Source organism: Paraburkholderia nemoris, from assembly GCF_905221015.1.
Taxonomy (GTDB): Bacteria; Pseudomonadota; Gammaproteobacteria; order Burkholderiales; family Burkholderiaceae; genus Paraburkholderia; species Paraburkholderia nemoris.
On the sequence record NZ_CAJNBO010000009.1, the window covers coordinates 278634 to 296116 of the forward strand.

General features: G+C 63.8%; 15 protein-coding genes. 3 read left to right on the forward strand and 12 right to left on the reverse strand.

The features are described 5' to 3' along the window. Nucleotides 1-18: 18 nt before the first annotated feature. Nucleotides 19-489, reverse strand: a complete 471-nt coding sequence (locus KHO33_RS16610) for an HIT family protein (protein ID WP_200565624.1) — start codon at nt 487-489, stop codon at nt 19-21. Nucleotides 490-570: 81 nt separating this feature from the next. Then, nucleotides 571-1506, reverse strand: a complete 936-nt coding sequence (locus KHO33_RS16615; protein WP_200565625.1) for a GlxA family transcriptional regulator — start codon at nt 1504-1506, stop codon at nt 571-573. Between the two features lie 174 nt (nt 1507-1680). Here KHO33_RS16615 and KHO33_RS16620 point away from each other — a divergent pair, with 174 nt between their 5' ends. Next, a complete protein-coding gene (locus KHO33_RS16620; protein ID WP_200565626.1) occupies nt 1681-2481 on the forward strand; it encodes an SDR family NAD(P)-dependent oxidoreductase in 801 nt (266 codons plus the stop codon). A gap of 31 nt (nt 2482-2512) precedes the next feature. Here KHO33_RS16620 and KHO33_RS16625 read toward each other — a convergent pair whose 3' ends face one another. Then, nucleotides 2513-3040 (reverse strand): Lrp/AsnC family transcriptional regulator, encoded by a 528-nt coding sequence (locus KHO33_RS16625; RefSeq protein WP_200565627.1) that lies wholly within the window; start codon nt 3038-3040, stop codon nt 2513-2515. A 152-nt stretch (nt 3041-3192) separates the two neighbouring features. Here KHO33_RS16625 and mdeB point away from each other — a divergent pair, with 152 nt between their 5' ends. Further along, entirely contained in the window at nt 3193-5943 is a 2751-nt protein-coding gene (gene mdeB / locus KHO33_RS16630) for an alpha-ketoglutarate dehydrogenase (RefSeq protein ID WP_200565628.1), read from the forward strand. Here mdeB and KHO33_RS16635 read toward each other — a convergent pair whose 3' ends face one another. The 7 genes from KHO33_RS16635 to KHO33_RS16665 all read right to left on the reverse strand — a co-directional run bounded on the left by KHO33_RS16635 (nt 5944) and on the right by KHO33_RS16665 (nt 15061). Further along, the gene (locus KHO33_RS16635) at nt 5944-7053 is read right to left on the reverse strand and encodes a diguanylate cyclase (RefSeq protein ID WP_328822134.1); all 1110 of its coding nucleotides are present in this window, start codon (nt 7051-7053) and stop codon (nt 5944-5946) included. A 71-nt stretch (nt 7054-7124) separates the two neighbouring features. Continuing rightward, complete coding sequence (gene cheB, locus KHO33_RS16640; protein WP_054037041.1) at nt 7125-8141, reverse strand: chemotaxis response regulator protein-glutamate methylesterase; 1017 nt, start codon at nt 8139-8141, stop codon at nt 7125-7127. A 17-nt stretch (nt 8142-8158) separates the two neighbouring features. Next, nucleotides 8159-10699, reverse strand: coding sequence for a hybrid sensor histidine kinase/response regulator (locus KHO33_RS16645; protein ID WP_200565629.1), 2541 nt, complete (start codon nt 10697-10699; stop codon nt 8159-8161). Beyond that, nucleotides 10696-11379, reverse strand: a complete 684-nt coding sequence (locus KHO33_RS16650; RefSeq protein WP_200565630.1) for a chemotaxis protein CheW — start codon at nt 11377-11379, stop codon at nt 10696-10698. The genes KHO33_RS16645 and KHO33_RS16650 overlap by 4 nt, the downstream gene beginning before the upstream one ends. After that, nucleotides 11372-12898 (reverse strand): CheR family methyltransferase, encoded by a 1527-nt coding sequence (locus KHO33_RS16655; protein WP_200565631.1) that lies wholly within the window; start codon nt 12896-12898, stop codon nt 11372-11374. Before KHO33_RS16655 ends, KHO33_RS16650 begins: the two co-directional genes overlap by 8 nt. Further along, entirely contained in the window at nt 12895-13359 is a 465-nt protein-coding gene (locus KHO33_RS16660; RefSeq protein ID WP_200565632.1) for a chemotaxis protein CheW, read from the reverse strand. Before KHO33_RS16660 ends, KHO33_RS16655 begins: the two co-directional genes overlap by 4 nt. Nucleotides 13360-13435: 76 nt before the next feature. Continuing rightward, on the reverse strand, nt 13436-15061 hold the full coding sequence (locus KHO33_RS16665) for a methyl-accepting chemotaxis protein (RefSeq protein WP_200565633.1): 1626 nt from the start codon (nt 15059-15061) through the stop codon (nt 13436-13438). 270 nt (nt 15062-15331) lie between these two features. On the opposite strand from KHO33_RS16665, the gene KHO33_RS16670 reads away from it, so the two are divergent. Beyond that, a complete protein-coding gene (locus tag KHO33_RS16670; RefSeq protein WP_200565634.1) occupies nt 15332-15673 on the forward strand; it encodes an ecotin precursor in 342 nt (113 codons plus the stop codon). 99 nt (nt 15674-15772) lie between these two features. Here the strand turns inward: KHO33_RS16670 and KHO33_RS16675 are convergent, their stop codons facing one another. Further along, nucleotides 15773-15934 (reverse strand): hypothetical protein, encoded by a 162-nt coding sequence (locus tag KHO33_RS16675; RefSeq protein ID WP_167378375.1) that lies wholly within the window; start codon nt 15932-15934, stop codon nt 15773-15775. 290 nt (nt 15935-16224) lie between these two features. Then, on the reverse strand, nt 16225-17436 hold the full coding sequence (locus KHO33_RS16680; protein ID WP_200565635.1) for a tyrosine-type recombinase/integrase: 1212 nt from the start codon (nt 17434-17436) through the stop codon (nt 16225-16227). Between the last annotated feature and the right edge of the window lie 47 nt (nt 17437-17483).

Genomic DNA, 17483 nt, shown 5'->3' on the forward strand with positions numbered 1-17483 from the left:
CACCAGCCATTACACATATTACGGGGCGTGACCAGTTGCGTCGTCCTCGGCCTTCGCGCCGTCTGCAGGGGCGCGCCAATGGTTGCGAATGCGCGTGGCGAGCGCTTCGAGCGTGGCCGCATCGGCGACATCGCGTGCATGCATGCGCAGCGGCTGTCCTTCCCAGCGCGGGATCACGTGAAAATGCACGTGCGGCACCGTTTGTCCCGCCGCGGCGCCATTGAACTGTCCGATGAACACGCCGTCCGGGCGCAAGGCCGCGCGAACGGCGATGGCGAGTTTCTGCGTCATGCGCATGCAGGCCACCGTCGACGCATCCGACAACTCGAAGATCTCAACCGCCGCTTCCTTTGGCACGATCAGCATGTGGCCGTCGGCTTGCGGCATCAGGTCCATGAAGGCCAGCGCGGCATCGCTTTCCGCCACTTTGATGCAGGGTAATTCGCCGCGCAGAATCTTCGCGAAGGGATTGCTGTCGTCGTAGTTCATCACGCGTCCTCTAGTTGCCGTACGGTTCAAAGTGGAGATGCTGTTGGCGATATTGTCCACCACCTCTGTTACAACACACTGCTACATCGCGCGCGCTGCCCGTTTAATCGCTTGCGGCGGCTGGCCGAACGCGCGCAGAAAGGCGCGCCGCATCCGTTCGGTATCGATAAAGCCGGTTTCGGCCGCGACGGCTTCCATCGAGTGACGGCCCGCTTCGAGCATGGCGCGGGCGGCTTCTACACGCAACGCCTCGATGGCCTTGGCCGGCGATTGGCGCGTTTCGTCGCGAAAGGCGCGGCTGAACTGGCGCGGACTCAGATGCGCGACGTCGGCGAGTTGTTCGACCGTCAACGGCTCGCGCAGATGGTTCTTCGCGTATGACAGCGCGTCCTGAATGCGGTCGGACTTCGGCGCCAGGTCGAGCATGGCTGAGAACTGCGATTGCCCGCCCGCCCGCCGGTGATAGACCACGAGCTTCTTGGCGATGGCGCGCGAGACCTCGACGCCGAGATCGCTTTCGACCAGCGCCAGACACAGATCGATGCACGCCGTCATGCCGGCAGAGGTCCACACTCTGCCGTCGACGATAAAGATGCGGTCGTCGTCGATCCGTGTATCGGGAAAGCGCTGCTGCAAGTCGCGGGCGTGGAACCAGTGGGTGGTGGCATGCCGGCCGTCCAGGATGCCCGCTTCGGCCAGCACGAAGGCTCCGGTGCAGATACTGGTGGTGCGGCGCGAGGCGGCGAGGGCGTCGTTCAAAAACTCCAGCAATCCCGCCGACGACGGCTCGATCTGCATCGCGCCCGTCACGACCACCGTGTCATACGCCGGGTCGCCGAACGCCTTTGTGGCAACTTCGACGCCCGCCGAGCTGCGCACCATCCCGCCCTGTTCGGAGATGACTTCCACCTCGTATTCCGGCTGACCAACCTCGAGATTGGCCAGCTCGAACACGGAGATCGCCACCATATCGAGGATCTGGAAGCCGGGAAACACCACCACGCCGACGCGCTTCATTGCGATGTCCTAAAACGAGGTAAATACGACATTTGAGACAAGAGGCTACGCGCCTAGACTTCACTCGTCAACACCGCGATGCCCACCAAGAAGGCGCAGCGGCGGAGGTTTCAGTTTCCCCATTCATCGATCAGGGCTCAGGCGTGACGCGCCAAGCCCGCAAGGAGATTCACCATGGCAACGCAAGCAAACAAGGGCACGGCATTGATTACGGGCGCATCGTCGGGCATCGGTGCGGTTTATGCGGACCGCCTCGCACGGCGCGGTTACGACCTGATTCTGGTGGCGCGCGACGTCAAACGTCTGACGGGCGTAGCCGAGCGCCTGACCGCGGAAACCGGCCGCCATATCGAGACCATTGCCGCCGATCTGACCGTCAAGGCCGACCAGCGGCGTATCGAGGAGCGTCTGCGCGCCGACCGGGGCATCACCATGCTGGTCAACAACGCGGGCGTCGGCGCGACGGCTTCGCTGATCGACTCGAATATCGATGACCTCGACGGCATGATCGAGCTGAACGTGACAGCGCTGACGCGCCTGACGGCGGCAGCCGTGCCGGGTTTCGTGGAGCGCGGCAACGGTATCGTGATCAACATCTCGTCGATCGTCGCGCTGTCGCCGGAAACGCTGAACGGTACCTACAGCGGCACCAAGGCCTATGTGCTGAACCTGACGCAGTCGCTGCATCATGAAGTGGGCGACAAGGGCGTGCAGTTGCAGGCCGTGCTGCCGGGCGCCACCAGTACCGCGTTCTGGGACCGCGCCGGTCTCGCGGTCGAACATCTGCCGTCGCAGATCGTGATGACCGCCGAGGACATGGTGGACGCCGCGCTCGTGGGCCTCGACCAGCATGAACTCGTGACGATTCCGTCCTTGCCGGACGCGGCCGATTGGGAGCGCTTCAACACCGCTCGCCAGCATCTGGGGCCGAACCTGTCGCACAGCCTGCCGGCTGCGCGTTATACACGCGGGTAATCGCTGGCTTGGTGCGCGCTTGGTGAACCCCCTAGCGCCAGTCGGTTGAAACGTCGTCGGGATCGGCCAGCGTCAGTCCCGACGACGGGAGCGGCAACGCCGTCTTGTAGCGCACCTGCTTGAGCGCAAAGCTCGACCGGATGTTGGAGATGCCCGGAATCTTCGTCAGATGATCGACGATGAAGCGCTCCAGCGTCTGCATATCCGGCATCACGACGCGCAGCAGATAGTCGGCGTCGCCCGTCATCAGATAGCACTCCATCACCTCGGGGCGCTCCGAAATCGCCTGCTCGAAGCGAGTCAGCGCGTCTTCCACCTGCTTTTCCAGACTCACCTGAATAAACACGTTGATGCGCAGCCCGAGCGGTTCCGGATTCAGCAGCGTGACCTGCTGCTTGAACAGGCCGAGCTTTTCGAGCGCGCGCACGCGGTTGAAGCAGGGTGTGGGCGACAGATTCACCGAACGGGCCAGATCCGCATTGGTGATGCGCGCGTTCTGCTGCAACTGGCTCAGGATGCCGATGTCGATGCGGTCGAGTCGTCTGGGTGGTGTGGTCATAGAGTAAATATTCTGTCGTGTGGGCCAAATCCGGAATAAATAGCCTATCCCAGTGCGGGATCACAAGCAAATGAGATGCTCATTTTGTGAGCACGTGGTTACCATTGACTCACTTGATCTTGAGCCGAACGCGTTGATGCGGGAGTGGTGCCATGACGGATTTGTCCAGCGGTAGCAAGCAGTTGCAGTCTTTGGATCTCGAGCGCGCGGAGCGTGCGGAGCCGGAAGATGCCGATCCGCAGGAAACCGCCGAATGGCTGGAAGCGCTCGATGCCGTGGTCGAGCATGTCGGCCGTGATCGTGCGCAGTTTCTGTTCGACAAGCTCGCGGGGCATGCGCTGTCGCTGGGTGTGGAATCGGCGCGGACCAATGTCACTCCGTACCAGAACACGATTCCGTTCGATCAACAGCCGCGCTATCCGGGCAATCTCGACCTCGAAGAGCGTCTGGCCGGCGCGTTGCGCTGGAATGCGCTGGCGATGGTGGTGCGCGCGAACCAGGCGTACGGCGAACTCGGCGGCCATATTGCGAGCTATGCGTCGGCGGCGGATCTGTTCGAGGTCGGCTTCAATCATTTCTTTCGCGCCGCGGCGCCGGGCGGAGAGGAGGGCACGGGCGACCTCGTCTACTTCCAGCCGCATTCGTCGCCGGGTGTGTATGCGCGGGCTTATCTCGAAGGCTTTCTCTCCGAACAGCATCTGCAGCACTACCGCCGCGAGATCGGCGGGCCGGGGTTGTGTTCGTATCCGCATCCGTGGCTGATGCCGGACTTCTGGCAGTTTCCCACCGGCTCGATGGGCATCGGTCCGATCAACGCGATTTATCAAGCGCGCTTCATGCGCTATCTCGCCAATCGCGGCCTCGTGCAAACGGAAGGCCGCAAGGTGTGGGGCTTTTTCGGCGATGGCGAGATGGACGAGCCGGAATCGACCGGCGCGCTCTCGATTGCGGCGCGCGAAGGGCTCGATAACCTCGTATTCGTCATCAACTGCAATCTGCAGCGCCTGGACGGACCGGTGCGCAGCAACGGCCGCATCATCGACGAACTCGAAGCGCATTTCATCGGCGCCGGCTGGAACGTGATCAAGGTGGTGTGTGGCTCCGACTGGGACGCGCTGTTTTCACGCGATCGCACCGGCGCGCTGCTGCGCGCGTTCGCACATACCGTCGACGGCCAGTTCCAGACCTTCTCGGCTAATGACGGCGCGTACAATCGCGAGCGTTTCTTCGGCCAGAACCCGGAACTTGCGGCGCTCGCCGCGCAACTGAGCGACGACGATATCGACCGCCTGCGCCGTGGTGGCCACGACGTGCGCAAGCTGCATGCGGCGTATGCGAAGGCGCTCGGCCATCGCGGCCAGCCGACGGTGATTCTCGCGAAGACGATGAAGGGCTTCGGCATGGGCACCTCGGGCCAGGGCCGCATGACCACGCATCAACAGAAAAAACTCGGTTTCGACGACCTCAAGGCGTTTCGCGATCGCTTCCGCCTGCCGCTCACGGATGAGGACGTCGAACAGGTGAAGTTTTACAAGCCAGCGGACGACAGCCCGGAGATGCAATACCTGCATGCTCGCCGGGCTGCCCTGGGAGGCTATCTGCCCAGAAGGCGGAAAGTGGCATCGAAGGGGCTGATCGTCCCGCCGATGTCCTCCTGGGGGCAATTCGCGCTGGACTCGAACGGTCGCGAGATGTCCACGACGATGGCGTTGGTTCGCATGCTGACCGCGCTGCTCAAGGACAACGAGGTCGGCCCGCGTGTGGTGCCGATCGTCGCGGATGAAGCACGCACCTTCGGCATGGCGAACATGTTCCGGCAGGTCGGCATCTATTCACCGCTCGGGCAGTTGTACGAGCCGGAAGACCTCGGCTCGATGCTGTACTACCGCGAGGACACCAACGGGCAGATTCTCGAAGAGGGGATTTCGGAAGCGGGTGCGGTGTCGTCGTGGATTGCGGCGGCGACCTCGTACAGCGTGCACAACCTGCCGATGCTGCCGTTCTACATCTACTACTCGATGTTCGGCTTCCAGCGGATCGGCGATCTGATCTGGGCGGCGGCGGATCAGCGTGCAAGAGGTTTTCTGATCGGCGCGACGTCGGGTAAGACGACGCTCGGCGGAGAAGGCCTGCAGCATCAGGACGGCACGAGCCATCTGGCGGCATCGACGATCCCGAACTGCCGCGCGTACGATCCGGCGTTCGCTTACGAGGTTGCCGCGATCGTCGACGAGGGCATGCGTGAGATGGTCGAAGAGCAACGCGACGTGTTCTATTACGTGACGGTGATGAACGAGAACTACGCGCAGCCTTCAGTGCCGGGTGGTGATTTGCAGGCGCTGCGTGAGGGCATTCTCAAGGGCATCTATCCGCTTGGCGGGGATGCGCAGGCGGTAACGTCGGCAATTTCAGCGCAGGTGCAGTTGCTCGGCGCGGGCGCGATTCTCGGTGAAGTCATCGCGGCGCAGCAACTGCTCAAGGACGACTGGCAAATTGAAGCCGCGGTGTGGAGCGTGACCAGCTTCACCGAGTTGCAGCGTGACGGCATGACGTCGGAGAGAAACGCGCGTCTTGGGGAGCCGGCAGAGACGCCCTACGTCACGAAAGCGCTCGAAGCATCGCACGGCCCGATCATTGCCGCGACCGACTATGTCCGCGCGCTGCCCGAACTGATCCGGGCCTACGTGCCGCGCCGCTATGTGACGCTCGGCACGGACGGCTTCGGTCGCAGCGATACGCGGCAGGCGTTGCGCGAGTTCTTTGAGGTCGACCGCAAGTCGATCGTGATCGCGGCGTTGAAGGCGCTGGTGGACGAAGGCGCCATCGATGCGAGCGTGCTTGCCGAAGCACGCAGCCAGTATCGAAGCGATGCGCCCGTGGGCGCTGCTTCGTGGCAATGCTGATCAGCCGCTCACCGAGACCTGATTCTTCCCGTCGCGTTTCGCCCGATACAGTCCGACATCGGCGGCTTCGATCAAGGTGGTCACCGGTTCGGTAGCGGACGGCACGATGTTCGCGGCGCCGATGCTGATCGTCACGACGCCCGCCGCCGATCCTGCATGCGGAATCGCGAGTCCTTCGATTGCGAGACGGATTTTCTCGGCAAGCAAGCGCAAGCCACCCGAGGATGTTCCCGGCAACACCACCGCGAACTCTTCGCCGCCAAACCGGGCCGCGAGATCGGGTGAACGGCCCAGACACGACTCGACGGTGTGGGCGACGCGCTTAAGCACTTCGTCACCGGCAACGTGTCCGTAGGTGTCGTTGTAGGCCTTGAAGTTATCCACATCGATCATCAGAAAACCTAGGGCCGTCTTGTCGCGCGTGCCGCGACGCCATTCGGCGGCCAGGTACTGATCGAGGTAACGGCGATTCGACAAACCCGTCAAACCGTCCGAATGCGTGAGCCGCTGCAATTCCAGATTGGTTGCAAGCAACTGCTGTTGCGACTGGCGCAGGGCCTGATACGCCTCGTCGCGCTGCAACAGGTTCAGATACGAGCGCGAGTGATAGCGAATCCGCGCAATTAACTCGATGCGATCCGGCAGCTTCACCAGGTAGTCGTTGGCGCCGGCGGCGAAGGCCGCGCTTTTCACGAGCGGCTCTTCCTTGGTCGACAGCACGATGATCGGAATATCGCGCGTTGCCGGTTTCTGCCGGTATTGGCGCACGAGGGTAAGGCCGTCGGTGCCGGGCATCACGAGGTCCTGCAGGATCACCGTCGCGCGGGTTTCCTCGGCGCAGCGCACCGCCTCTTCAGGCGATGCGCAGTAATGGAAGTCGACGCTCGTTTCGTCGGCCAGCGCCTGGCGGACCGCCTCGGCGATGATCGCCTGGTCGTCGACCAGCAACACCATGATCGGGCACTCTGCCGCGGGCGGATTGCCGAGGATGCGCGCTAACGCGTCATCGATGGCGCTATTGGGTGCGTCCTCCGCGTAGGCCTGCGCGTTCGCGTCCTGTTCTGCGAGCTCCGGCGCGGTGGCGGTCTGATGCGGTTTAGGAGTGTCCATATTGGTCAGCCAGAATGAATGTCAGTGAGTCGTAGCGGGCTAATGTGCGGCTAGTGTGCGCCTATCGGGCCTTAACGTGTGCCGACGGCCGCAGCGAGCGCAGCGGCAATACGGGGCAGAGGCAGGATCGCGGCGGCGGCGTCGAGCGCCGCGGCCGCCTTCGGCATGCCGTACACGGCGCAGGTCGCTTCGTCCTGCGCGATCGTGTGATAGCCCTTGGTGCGCATCGCCTTAAGCCCGATCGCGCCGTCGCGGCCCATGCCGGTCAGCAGCACACCGATCGCCCGCGCCGGCCAGCGCGCCACGACACTATGGAAAAACACGTCGACGGAAGGCCGGTAGGGCGTTTCCGCCGGCACGTTCGTGTAACCGAGTACGTTGGGCAGTTTCAGGTGTAAATGGTCGTCGGTGGCGGCGAGCAGCACGATGCCCGCTTGCGGCCGGTCGCCTTCGTTGGCGATCCGCACCGGCAGCGCCGACTGTTGGTTCAGCCAGTCGGCCATGCCGGCGGCGAAGGCCGCGTCGACGTGCTGGACGATGACGATTGCTGCCGGGAAGTCTTTCGGCAAGCCGGCGAGCAAGGTAGCGAGTGCTGCCGGGCCGCCAGCCGAAGCGCCGATTGCAACCAGCGGCGTGTCGCGGGTCGTCGCGGCTCTGGGCGCCGCCGCAGCTGCTGAGCCAGGCGCATTGCGTTCCGTGACCAGCGCGGCGATGCTGTCGATCTTGGCGATCAGGGTGGCGATGCTTTTGTTCGCGTCAGGGCCGCTCAGCGAGGGCGTATCCACTGCATCGAGCGCGCCTGCGCCCATCGCTTCGTAGACGCGCCACGCATTCGCGCCCACGTCGACGGTCACGATCAGGATCGCGCACGGCGCCTTCGCCATGATGCGGCGCGTGGCTTCGATGCCGTCGACGTTCGGCATCACGAGGTCCATCAGCACGATGTCGGGTCGCTGCGCGGTGCAGAAATCGACCGCCTGCTGGCCGTCCTGCGCGACCCATAGCACCTCGTAGTCGTGGCGCGCAGCAAGCGCGCGGCGCAGTGCCTCGACAGCGAGCGGCAGGTCATTGACGATTCCGATTTTCATCCGTTTTACCCGTGGGTTTAACCGTAAGCTTCGCCGATCAGATCACGCACTGCATCGAGCAGTGCTTCGTCGTGGAAACTGCCTTTCGCCAGATAGTAATCCGCGCCCGCGTTCAGGCCGGCGCGGCGATCCTCTTCACGATCCTTGTACGAGACGATCATCACCGGCAGCGACTGCAGTTGCGGATCGCGCTTGATGAGCGTAACGAGTTCGATGCCGTCCATGCGTGGCATATCGATGTCGGTAATCACGAGGTCGAAGTGTTCGCCGCGCACCGCGTTCCAGCCGTCCATGCCGTCGACGGCGATCGTCACGTCGTAGCCGCGTGTCGCCAGCAGCTTGCGTTCGAGCTCGCGCACGGTGAGCGAGTCGTCGACCACCAGCACGCGCCGCGTGACGCGCCGGGCGGTGAGGGCAGCGCCGTGCTGCGTGTGTTTCAGATCGCCGCCGGCGACGAGTCTTTCGACTGAGCGCAGCCAGTCATCGACATCCGCTATCAGCACCGGGTCGCCGTTTTCCATCAACGCGCCGGCGGTGATGTTCCTGATCTTGCCGAGGCGCGGGTCGAGCGGCTGCACGACCAGCATCCGCTCGCCGAGAAAGCGATCGACCACCACGCCGTAGGTTTCTTCACCGTCGCCGATCACGATCAGGCTGACGGTATCGCCTTCGTTGGCGGGCGGCGCGGTGTCGAGAATCTGATGCGCGGTGACGACGCCGATGCGGCGGCCGTCGAAGGCGATGTGCTGATGGCCTTCGAGCAATTCGATATCCGCGCGGCTCACGTGTAGCGTGCGGTTCACATGTGCGAGCGGTACGGCGTACGGCTCGCCTGCGACTTCGACGAGCAGGCTGCGAATCACCGAGAGCGTGAGCGGCAACTGCAACTGCACGCGCGTGCCGACGCCGGGTTCGTGTGTGATGCGCACCGTGCCGCGCACGCGTTTGACGACGTCGTGCACCGCGTCGAGTCCGACGCCACGGCCCGACACCTCGGTGACCTGATCGCGTAGCGAAAAGCCGGGCAACAGGAGGAATTCGAGCAGCTCGGTTTCGGACAGACGCGCGGCCGTTTCCGCACTCGCCAGTTTTCTGCGAACGATCGACGTGCGTAGTGCGTCGAGATCGATGCCCGCGCCGTCGTCGGAGACGGAGATGAGCAGGGCGCCGGCGGTGTGACGGGCGTCGAGCGTAAGCGTGCCTTCTTCGGGCTTGCCGCGCGCGAGACGGACCGCAGGCGCTTCGATGCCGTGGTCGATCGCGTTGCGCAGCATGTGGCCGAGCGGCGCTTCGAGCAGATCGAGAATGTCGCGGTCGACCTGAGTCGATTCGCCGACCAGTTGCCAGCGCACCTTTTTGCCGAGCGAACGCGCGACGTCACGCACCATGCGCGCGAGACCGCTGGTGCCGTCGCCGAAGGGGCGCATCCGGCATTGCAGTGCGGCGTCGTAAAGCTGTTGCGACAGATGGGTCGAGCGGCGGTCGAAGCTTTCCAGATCGGCCAGGCGTTCGGCGAGCAAGTGCTGCGATTCTGCTGTGAGGCGGCGCAGTTCTTCGAGCGCGGCGTGCGCGCGCGGGTCGAGCTTCAGGTCGGCGAGTGTTTCGTGTAGTTGGTCGAGCGCGCGTGTGCCGTCGCGTTGAACGCGTTTGACGCGCAGCATCGATTGCGCGAAGGGTTTGAGCCAGCGCGATTCGACTAGGGATTCGCCGGATAGGGACAACAGCCGGTCGAGGTTGTCTGCGCGTACGCGGAGCATGCGGCCGGGGTCTGTTGTTGGGGCGTTTGATTCGTGCGCGGTGGACGCGGTTGCGGACGGCGACCCGGAGGCGCTTGCAGGCGCGGCCGAGGTTGCGTCGGCGGACGCTGAGGCGTTCGAAGAAGCGAACGGGGTCGCAGAGGCGGATGCTGAGGCGCTTGCAGGAGCAAACGCGGCTCCTGAAGCGGGCGCGGATGTGTCGGCATTCGCGCTGGCCGATGCGGCTGAGGTGGGTGTCGCTTCGGCGCGCAGGGCGCTGGCTAGCAGATTGAATGCGGCGTCAGCGTCATGGTTGGCGTCGGCCGATGCGGTTTGCGGTTTGGTGGTTGCGCTGGGTGTAGATGCAGAACTGTCGACACGAGCAGGAGCAGCCGGTGGCACAGCGTCCCTTCGCATTGCCACTCCATGCGGCACCACACCCACCATCCGCGCTTGCAACGACGCCACGCACGTGCTGACCGCATCACGCGCGGACTCGTCCTCATCATTGCCGATGCGCGCAACGATATCGACGCCGCGCAGCAACTCATCAATCCAGGCCGCATCGAGCAACGCGCGTCCTTCCTGCGCCGCGACGAAGCAATCCTCCATCGCGTGCGCGAGTTCGACACCCACCTGCACGCCGACGATACGCGCTGCACCCTTCAGCGAATGCGCCGCACGCATGCAGGCCTCGAGCGCGGCGGCATCGCTCGGCGCGCGGTCAAGGGTGAGCAGGCCGTCGTTCAGCACGCGTGCCTGGGTCCGCGCTTCTTCGCGGAAGAGATCGATCAGCGACGGGCGGCGCGGGTCGTCCGTCATCCGAGACTCCGGTTCAAAGTGTCGAACAAAGCATCGGCGTCGAGCAGGCCGACCGTCATGCCGCGCCACGGAGCCACGGCGCGCGTATGCGCAGCGGCGGCGTGCGAGAGCGTCGCGGGCGGTGGGCAAAAGGTGGAAATCGCGATCCGATGCACGCCGTCGACCTGATCGACGGGAAACACCGCGTGCTCTTCTGCGCGCGAGACCACCAGCAGACGCGGCAGATCGTGACGCGCTTTGTCGTCGCCTGCAGCGGTGTCGGTTTCGAAACCCAGCAGATGCGCGAGCGACAGACACACCAGCAAGTCGCCCTGCACGTTCACGACGCCCAGCACCGCGCGATGCTGCCGATGCGGCAACGTATGAATCGGCCGCGTCTGCACGATGCGCTTGAAGATCGGCGTGGGCAGCGCGAGCCATTCGCCGCCGATACGGAAGATGAGGAACGATTCACTCGCGTCTTGCTGGTCGTGTCGTAGCTGTCGCGCCGGCGTGTCGGCGTCTTTCAGCGAGAGATCCACAAGCGGAATCGGACGCTCCAGCAATTTGGCCGCGGCCGCTTCGAACACGGGGCAATTCAGACAGCGCACGTATTCGACCAGCCGCTCGCACGATGAATCGCCGCGCACGCCGATGCGGTTCCAGCAATCGTCGAAGGTCACCGTGCGTTCTTCAACCACGTTGCGCTCCCTGTGCGCGCGACGCGCGGTCCATCAATAGACGCGCGCCGTTGCGATCGCCTTCGAGTTCGAGCAGCGTCGCCAGATGCGCGAGCGCTTCGGCGTGCTGCGGGTCGAGGTAGAGCGCCTTGCGATACTGGCCGCGAGCGAGGTTCGTATCGCCGCTGGCGTCGGCCAGCACACCGAGCAGGTAGAACGCGTCGGCGTGCGGGGCGTGCTGTTCCAGATAGACGTTGATCGCGTTCGCGGCTTCCGTCAGACGGCCCGCGTCGGCCAGTGCGTGCGCCGCTTGCAGCGTGTCGCGTGCGGCGTTGGTCGGCGAGGTGATGTGCGGTGACGCAAACTCGTGCGACTGCGACGCGGTTTTGTACGGCTTCGGCGTGTGTTGCGGAATACCGCTTAAAGACGTGCGCGGTGAAATGTCATTCGACAGCACGTTCTGAGAAATACCCGTCAATGACGTGCGTTGAGAGATTCCATCCGACGGCATGAGCGGCGACTTCGCATTAAACGGCGTCTGCGACAAACCGCCGTTGAACGGCGTGCGCGCAACCGGATCGGGCCACGCGAAAGGCTCGGCCGAAAACACTTGCAACGGCGCAAGCGCGGGCACTGGCGAATGCGTCATCGCGAGTGCAGCGGCGGTGGCAAGCGGCGCGGCGTGCCAGCTGTTCATCTGCGCTTCAGCGGGCGTCGCGCGGTGGAACGCGAACGCCAGAGGAATCTTCGCCGACTGCATGCCATAACGCATCAACAGCCCGGTTTCCGCAGGACCGACGAACAGCGTGCCGTTTTCAGCCAGCACGCTGCTGAGCGCATGCAGGGCCTTCTGCTGTGCGTCGCGGTCGAAGTAAATCAGCACGTTGCGGCAGAACACGAAGTCGTAGACGCCGAGTGCCGTGGCATCGAGTTGCATAAGGTTCGCGCGCGAGAACCGGACTGCATCGACGATGCGCGGAGCGAGACGCCAGCCATCTTCGGTACGCGCGAAGTGGGCGTCGCGGAACGGGAACGCATTGCCGCGAAACGAGTTGCGGCTGTACACGGCGCGCTGTGCGAGGGCCAGCGAGCGCTCACTGATATCCATTGCGTCGATGCGCATGTGCGTCGCGTCGATGCCGGCGTCGAGCAGCGTCATCGCGATCGTGTACGGCTCTTCGCCGGTGGAGCAGGGCAGACTCAGAATTCGCAGCGGCAGTGCGGTGCCGCGCTCGTCGAGGCGTTCGTGCGCGAGACGCGCGAGCGCTCTGAACGCGTCGGCATCGCGATAGAACCAGGTCTCCGGCACCACCACCGTTTCGACCAGCGCCTGCACCATCGAAGGCGACGCGTACGTGGCTTCCCAGTAGTCGGCGAGCGTGGCGTCGGCGTGACCGTCCGCGCACCAGGCTGCGGCGCGCTGATCGACCGCTCGCTCGATCGACTGATGCCCGAGCGACGCTGCATCGAGCCCGATGGTTCGATGCAGCAGATCGGCGAAGCGTCGATAGAGCGGCGCGTTGTCGTGATGCGCGTTCATGCGTGCGCCTCGGGAAACAGCAGGGCTTTGACGTCGTCGGGCAACAGATGCTCGATGCGAATCCATTGCACCAGACCGCCTGCCTCGCTTGCGACTGGGCCCAGATAACGCGCGTTCGGCATGTCGATGCCGGCATCATGAAACGCGTCGGCGTCCAGACGGATGGTGCGCGTTGCGCCTTCGAGCAGGAGCGCGAGCAGGCGCACCGTGCCCGCATGCGGATAGCGCACCAGCACGACGCGCGTCGACATCAACTGCGCGGCGGGACGGCCGAGCGCGAGCGCCGGCAGATCGATCACCGGCAGCGGCGCGCCCTCGTAATCGAGCACGCCCGCGACCCACGACGGCGCGCCGGGGATTGTCTTCGGCGGCGACTGCGGCGTGAGCGGCATCAGACGCTCCACCTGCGTCGCGTCGATCACGTAGCGTTCGTTATCGAGCGTGAAGAGGATGAAGAGCATCGGCGTGGGCTGGGCTGTAGGAGAGGCGTATGGGTGGATCGGCGTCGGCGTGCTTCAGTGAGCCCGCCGCGACGCGTCAGGCCACCACCTTGAAGCGCGATACGCCGGTGCGCAGACTATTGGCGACGTGCGTCAGATCGTCGATGGCCTGGGTCGACTGCCGCAGCGATTCCGCCGTTTGCTGCGCGGCCTCCGAGAGTTGCGTCAGCGCCTGGGTAATCTGCTCGGCGCCAGTGGCTTGCGTCTGCATGCCTTCGTTGACCATCGAGAAGCGCGGAGCGAGTTGCTGCACCTGCTGGATGATCTGCGTGAGATGGCCGCCGACGTTCTGCACATCGAGCATGCCGCGCCGCACTTCTTCGGAGAACTTGTCCATGCCCATCACGCCCGCCGCCACCGCCGACTGGATTTCCTTGACCATCTGTTCGATGTCGTAGGTCGCCACGGCGGTTTGATCCGCGAGGCGGCGAATCTCGGTTGCCACGACCGCGAAGCCGCGGCCGTACTCGCCGGCCTTTTCTGCTTCGATTGCTGCGTTCAGCGAGAGCAGGTTGGTCTGATCCGCGACCTTGGTGATGGTGGCGACGACCTGATTGATGTTGCTGGCCTTCTCGTTGAGGATCGCCAGCTTCGCGTTGACCGAGCCGGCGGCTTCCATCACGAGGCGCATGGTGTCTTCCATGCGCGCGAGACCGGCGTGGCCGGTGCCGGCGAGCGCGGCTGATTGGCCGGCTACTTCGGAGACTTCGTTCATCGTGCGCAGCAGGTCACGCGAGGTCGCGAAGATTTCGCGCGATGTGGCGCCGATCTCGGTGGTGGTCGCCGCGGTTTCGTTCGCGGTGGCTTGCTGTTCACGCGATGTTGCAGCGATCTCCGTCACCGATGTGGTGACCTGAACCGCCGACTTCTGCGCCTGGCCGACCAGCGCGGTGAGCTCATCGGTCATGCGGTTAAAGCCGGCTTCGAGCGCGCCGATTTCATCCGCGCGGTTCAGCTGCAAACGTTGCGTGAGGTCGCCGGTGCGCATGACGTCGACGACTTGCAGCACCTTCGCCATCGGCGTGGTGACCGCGCGCAGCAACCAGTAGCCGGCCAGCACGGCGGCGATGGCGGCAACCAGCAGCATCACGAGCAGCACGACACGCGTCGTCTCAACCGAGCTGCGGATGTTTTCGGCGGCTTTGTCGGCGTCGACCTTGTTGTTCTCGACCAGCTTGCGCGCCGAGACACGGCCCGCTTCCCAGATCGGCGTGAGTTGCGTGTTGAACAGGTGCGCGGCGTTCTCTTTCGAACTCGGCAAGACGTTCAACAAGGATGCCTGGATCGGCAGGTACTGTGCGTGTTGCTGGCGAAAGTCGTTGAAAAACTCGCGATCGTTGTCGCGGAAGATGGTCGCGCCGTAGTCGCCGAGGAGCTTCTGAAGCGTTTGCTCGGTGTCCTGCAAAGCTGCGGTGTCGCGCTTGACGGACTCAGGGTCCGTATCAACGTAAATGAGACGCTGCGTGACGGTGTAGTTCTCGAACCAGGCCGCGCGCATCGCGGTCGCGTAGTAGAGGCCGGGCATCGAGTCTTCCTGCTGACTCTTCGCGTCGCGATCGATTCCGCTGAGTTGCTCGAAAGTGACGATTGCCATTGCCAGCATCACGATCAGCACGATCCCGAAGCTGCACAGAATCCGTTGCCGGATGGTCCATTGTTTCACGCGCACGCCCCCTTAACTTTTTTGCTTGGGCTCGACGCCCGATGTCGACTTGTGGGTCTCGGGGTCGAAGGATCGGAAAGCTTTGCGGACGTCGGATTTGTCCGACGGGTCATGCGGCGAATTTTACATTGATCGTGGGAATGGATGGCGGTCGATGAGGCGGTTGCCCAGCCACGCGTTACACCCGTAATGGCCGGTTACCAACTGCAGCATCTATTTCTGCGCGCGCCATACACAATCTGTTCCATGCCTGAACGGCGGGAGAGAAACATGAAAAAGATTGCGGTGGCGTTGTTGATGGTGGGGAGCCTGAGCGTGGCGGGTCAAGCGTCGGCGCATGGCAATGGCGGCGATGTGGTCGGTGCGCTGATCGGCGGCGCCGTGCTGGGCGCGGTGGTGACGTCCGTGTTGAATCCGGCGCCTATGGTCGCTTACCAGCAGCCGGTCTATGCGCAACCGGTGTATGCGCAGCCGGTGTATCAGCCGGCGCCTGTGTACGCGGGGCCGCCGCCGGGATACTGCTATGACCAGTACCAGCGTGCGTATGTCGCGTGCGGTGCGCCGCCGCCCGCACAGTATGGGTATCCGCAACAGCCTCAACAGGGCTGGTAAAGGACGTGAGCAGACACGCGCAGCTTTGATGCTCGCGCGTTAGAGAGAGAAAAAGGCCGTCGCAGGGTGCGACGGCCTTTTCTTGTTGGGTATCTCTGCTCAGTGCTTGTGATGCAACCACTCCGCATAATGCGTGTCGAGCCAGCGTTCGAGGCGCTCCGGCTTCGTCTTTTCGTGATAGTGGGACGCGGCCCAGATCGCCACGCCGACCACCAGCATCACCAGGGGTCCCAGCAAATAAGCCATTAACGGTTCAGACATGGGAGCCTCCGTCCCGATGTGCATCGATGTTTTAGTTTAGACGATGAACGGCGAGAAAAAAGGTCGCTTTAAACGGTTGGGTGCCGGGGCGGTGGGATTGACGTGGTTGGGCTTGTGGGGCGTGGTGTGGGGGGATTGAGAACCTAGTGAGGGAGGTGGTTTTCTTTTTCTGGGTGGGCATTTGCGTCTTGCCCTTCTTTCTCTGTGTACCAAAAGTGTGCTGTTGGCCACGGGCGGGGAGGGTTGCGGCGGGTGGCCGACGCCCGCGGCGTTTACAGCGCCTGCCGCATTTAGCCTGTCACGCCTTGTCGGTTGCTCTCGATCTGGGCGTCGACAAAATCTGCCCATAGTTGCAACGTCCGACGCCGTTCTGCGGCGTGTTCAGCGGGATGGCCTCCGTCCGGGGCGTCTTTGACGGCATGCGCCAGCGCATTCTCAATCACGTCCGCAGACTGTCCCATCTCGCGCAAGTGGGTCGCGGCGGTGCGTCGAAAGTCATGTAGGACGAAATGCTCGACGTCGAGCCCGAGCGATTTGACGGCTTGATTGAGCGTGCTCTTCGCGATCGGCCGGTCGTCGCCCCTGACGCTCGGGAATACGAAATTCCGGCTGGTTTTCGTGTTCTGAAGCTCGCGAAGCAGGGCGACCGCCTGATGCGAGAGATGCACCACGTGCTTGCGGTCCTTATTCATGCGCTCAGCTGGGATCGTCCATCGTGCCGCGTCGAGGTTGAATTCGGACCAGGCCGCCTCGACGAGGTCGGATTTCCGCACCATCGTTAGCACCAGCAGGTGTAAAGCCAATTTCAGCGGGCGTCGAATGTTCGATGCGTAGATCGCCCGGAGCGTGGCGCCGATTTCGTCCGGATCGAGTACGCGGGTACGGCTGTCCGGCGTTGCGATGAAGCGTGCCGGGATGAGTTCTGCCGGATTGGTCGTAGCGAGTTGCCGGGCGATCAGGTATTCGTAGAGCCGCTTGATGGCGTTGCGCGTGTGCAATGCCATTTTGGGCGAGCCGCGGCTTTTGATCTGGTCGCAGATCGCGCGGATGTCGTCGTCCGTCACGGCTTTGATCGGTTTGGCGCCGATGGCGGGCAGGACATCTTTTTCGAGCGCGCGCCGCGTGGTGCGCTGATATTCCGCCGACTTACCGGCCATCTCCGTCGCGAGATAGAGCTCGGCGCCTTCGCGCAGTACCTCTGCCTTGCTTTCCGCACCGCGGTCGCGACGCGCCGTGGCCACCGGCGAGACGCCGCTCGCGACCATCTCCGCGTACTTCTGCGCCTTGGCGCGCGCGACCCGCAGCGAAATCATCCGGTAATCGCCGATCGTGACGAGCGGCTGGCGCTTGCCGTTCAGTGAATAGCGGAAGCGCCAGACCTTGGTGCCCGTCGTCATGATTTCGATGACGAGGCCGTTGCCGTCTGCGACGCAGTACCGGGTGGCGCGCGGTTCGAGCGCGCGGATCTGCGTTTCGGTGAGGGGGGCGGCTAGTTTTGGCATGGCGGATCGTTTGATGCACGGACAGCCGGGATTTTAAACCGGTTGTC

What these genes read in the sequence shown, in the direction of transcription:
- KHO33_RS16610 (WP_200565624.1), bottom strand. Translation starts at nt 489, where the DNA reads ATGAACTACGACGACAGCAATCCCTTCGCGAAGATTCTGCGCGGCGAA.
- KHO33_RS16615 (WP_200565625.1), bottom strand. Translation starts at nt 1,506, where the DNA reads ATGAAGCGCGTCGGCGTGGTGGTGTTTCCCGGCTTCCAGATCCTCGAT.
- KHO33_RS16620 (WP_200565626.1), top strand. Translation starts at nt 1,681, where the DNA reads ATGGCAACGCAAGCAAACAAGGGCACGGCATTGATTACGGGCGCATCG.
- KHO33_RS16625 (WP_200565627.1), bottom strand. Translation starts at nt 3,040, where the DNA reads ATGACCACACCACCCAGACGACTCGACCGCATCGACATCGGCATCCTG.
- mdeB (WP_200565628.1), top strand. Translation starts at nt 3,193, where the DNA reads ATGACGGATTTGTCCAGCGGTAGCAAGCAGTTGCAGTCTTTGGATCTC.
- KHO33_RS16635 (WP_328822134.1), bottom strand. Translation starts at nt 7,053, where the DNA reads ATGGACACTCCTAAACCGCATCAGACCGCCACCGCGCCGGAGCTCGCA.
- cheB (WP_054037041.1), bottom strand. Translation starts at nt 8,141, where the DNA reads ATGAAAATCGGAATCGTCAATGACCTGCCGCTCGCTGTCGAGGCACTG.
- KHO33_RS16645 (WP_200565629.1), bottom strand. Translation starts at nt 10,699, where the DNA reads ATGACGGACGACCCGCGCCGCCCGTCGCTGATCGATCTCTTCCGCGAA.
- KHO33_RS16655 (WP_200565631.1), bottom strand. Translation starts at nt 12,898, where the DNA reads ATGAACGCGCATCACGACAACGCGCCGCTCTATCGACGCTTCGCCGAT.
- KHO33_RS16660 (WP_200565632.1), bottom strand. Translation starts at nt 13,359, where the DNA reads ATGCTCTTCATCCTCTTCACGCTCGATAACGAACGCTACGTGATCGAC.
- KHO33_RS16670 (WP_200565634.1), top strand. Translation starts at nt 15,332, where the DNA reads ATGAAAAAGATTGCGGTGGCGTTGTTGATGGTGGGGAGCCTGAGCGTG.
- KHO33_RS16675 (WP_167378375.1), bottom strand. Translation starts at nt 15,934, where the DNA reads ATGTCTGAACCGTTAATGGCTTATTTGCTGGGACCCCTGGTGATGCTG.
- KHO33_RS16680 (WP_200565635.1), bottom strand. Translation starts at nt 17,436, where the DNA reads ATGCCAAAACTAGCCGCCCCCCTCACCGAAACGCAGATCCGCGCGCTC.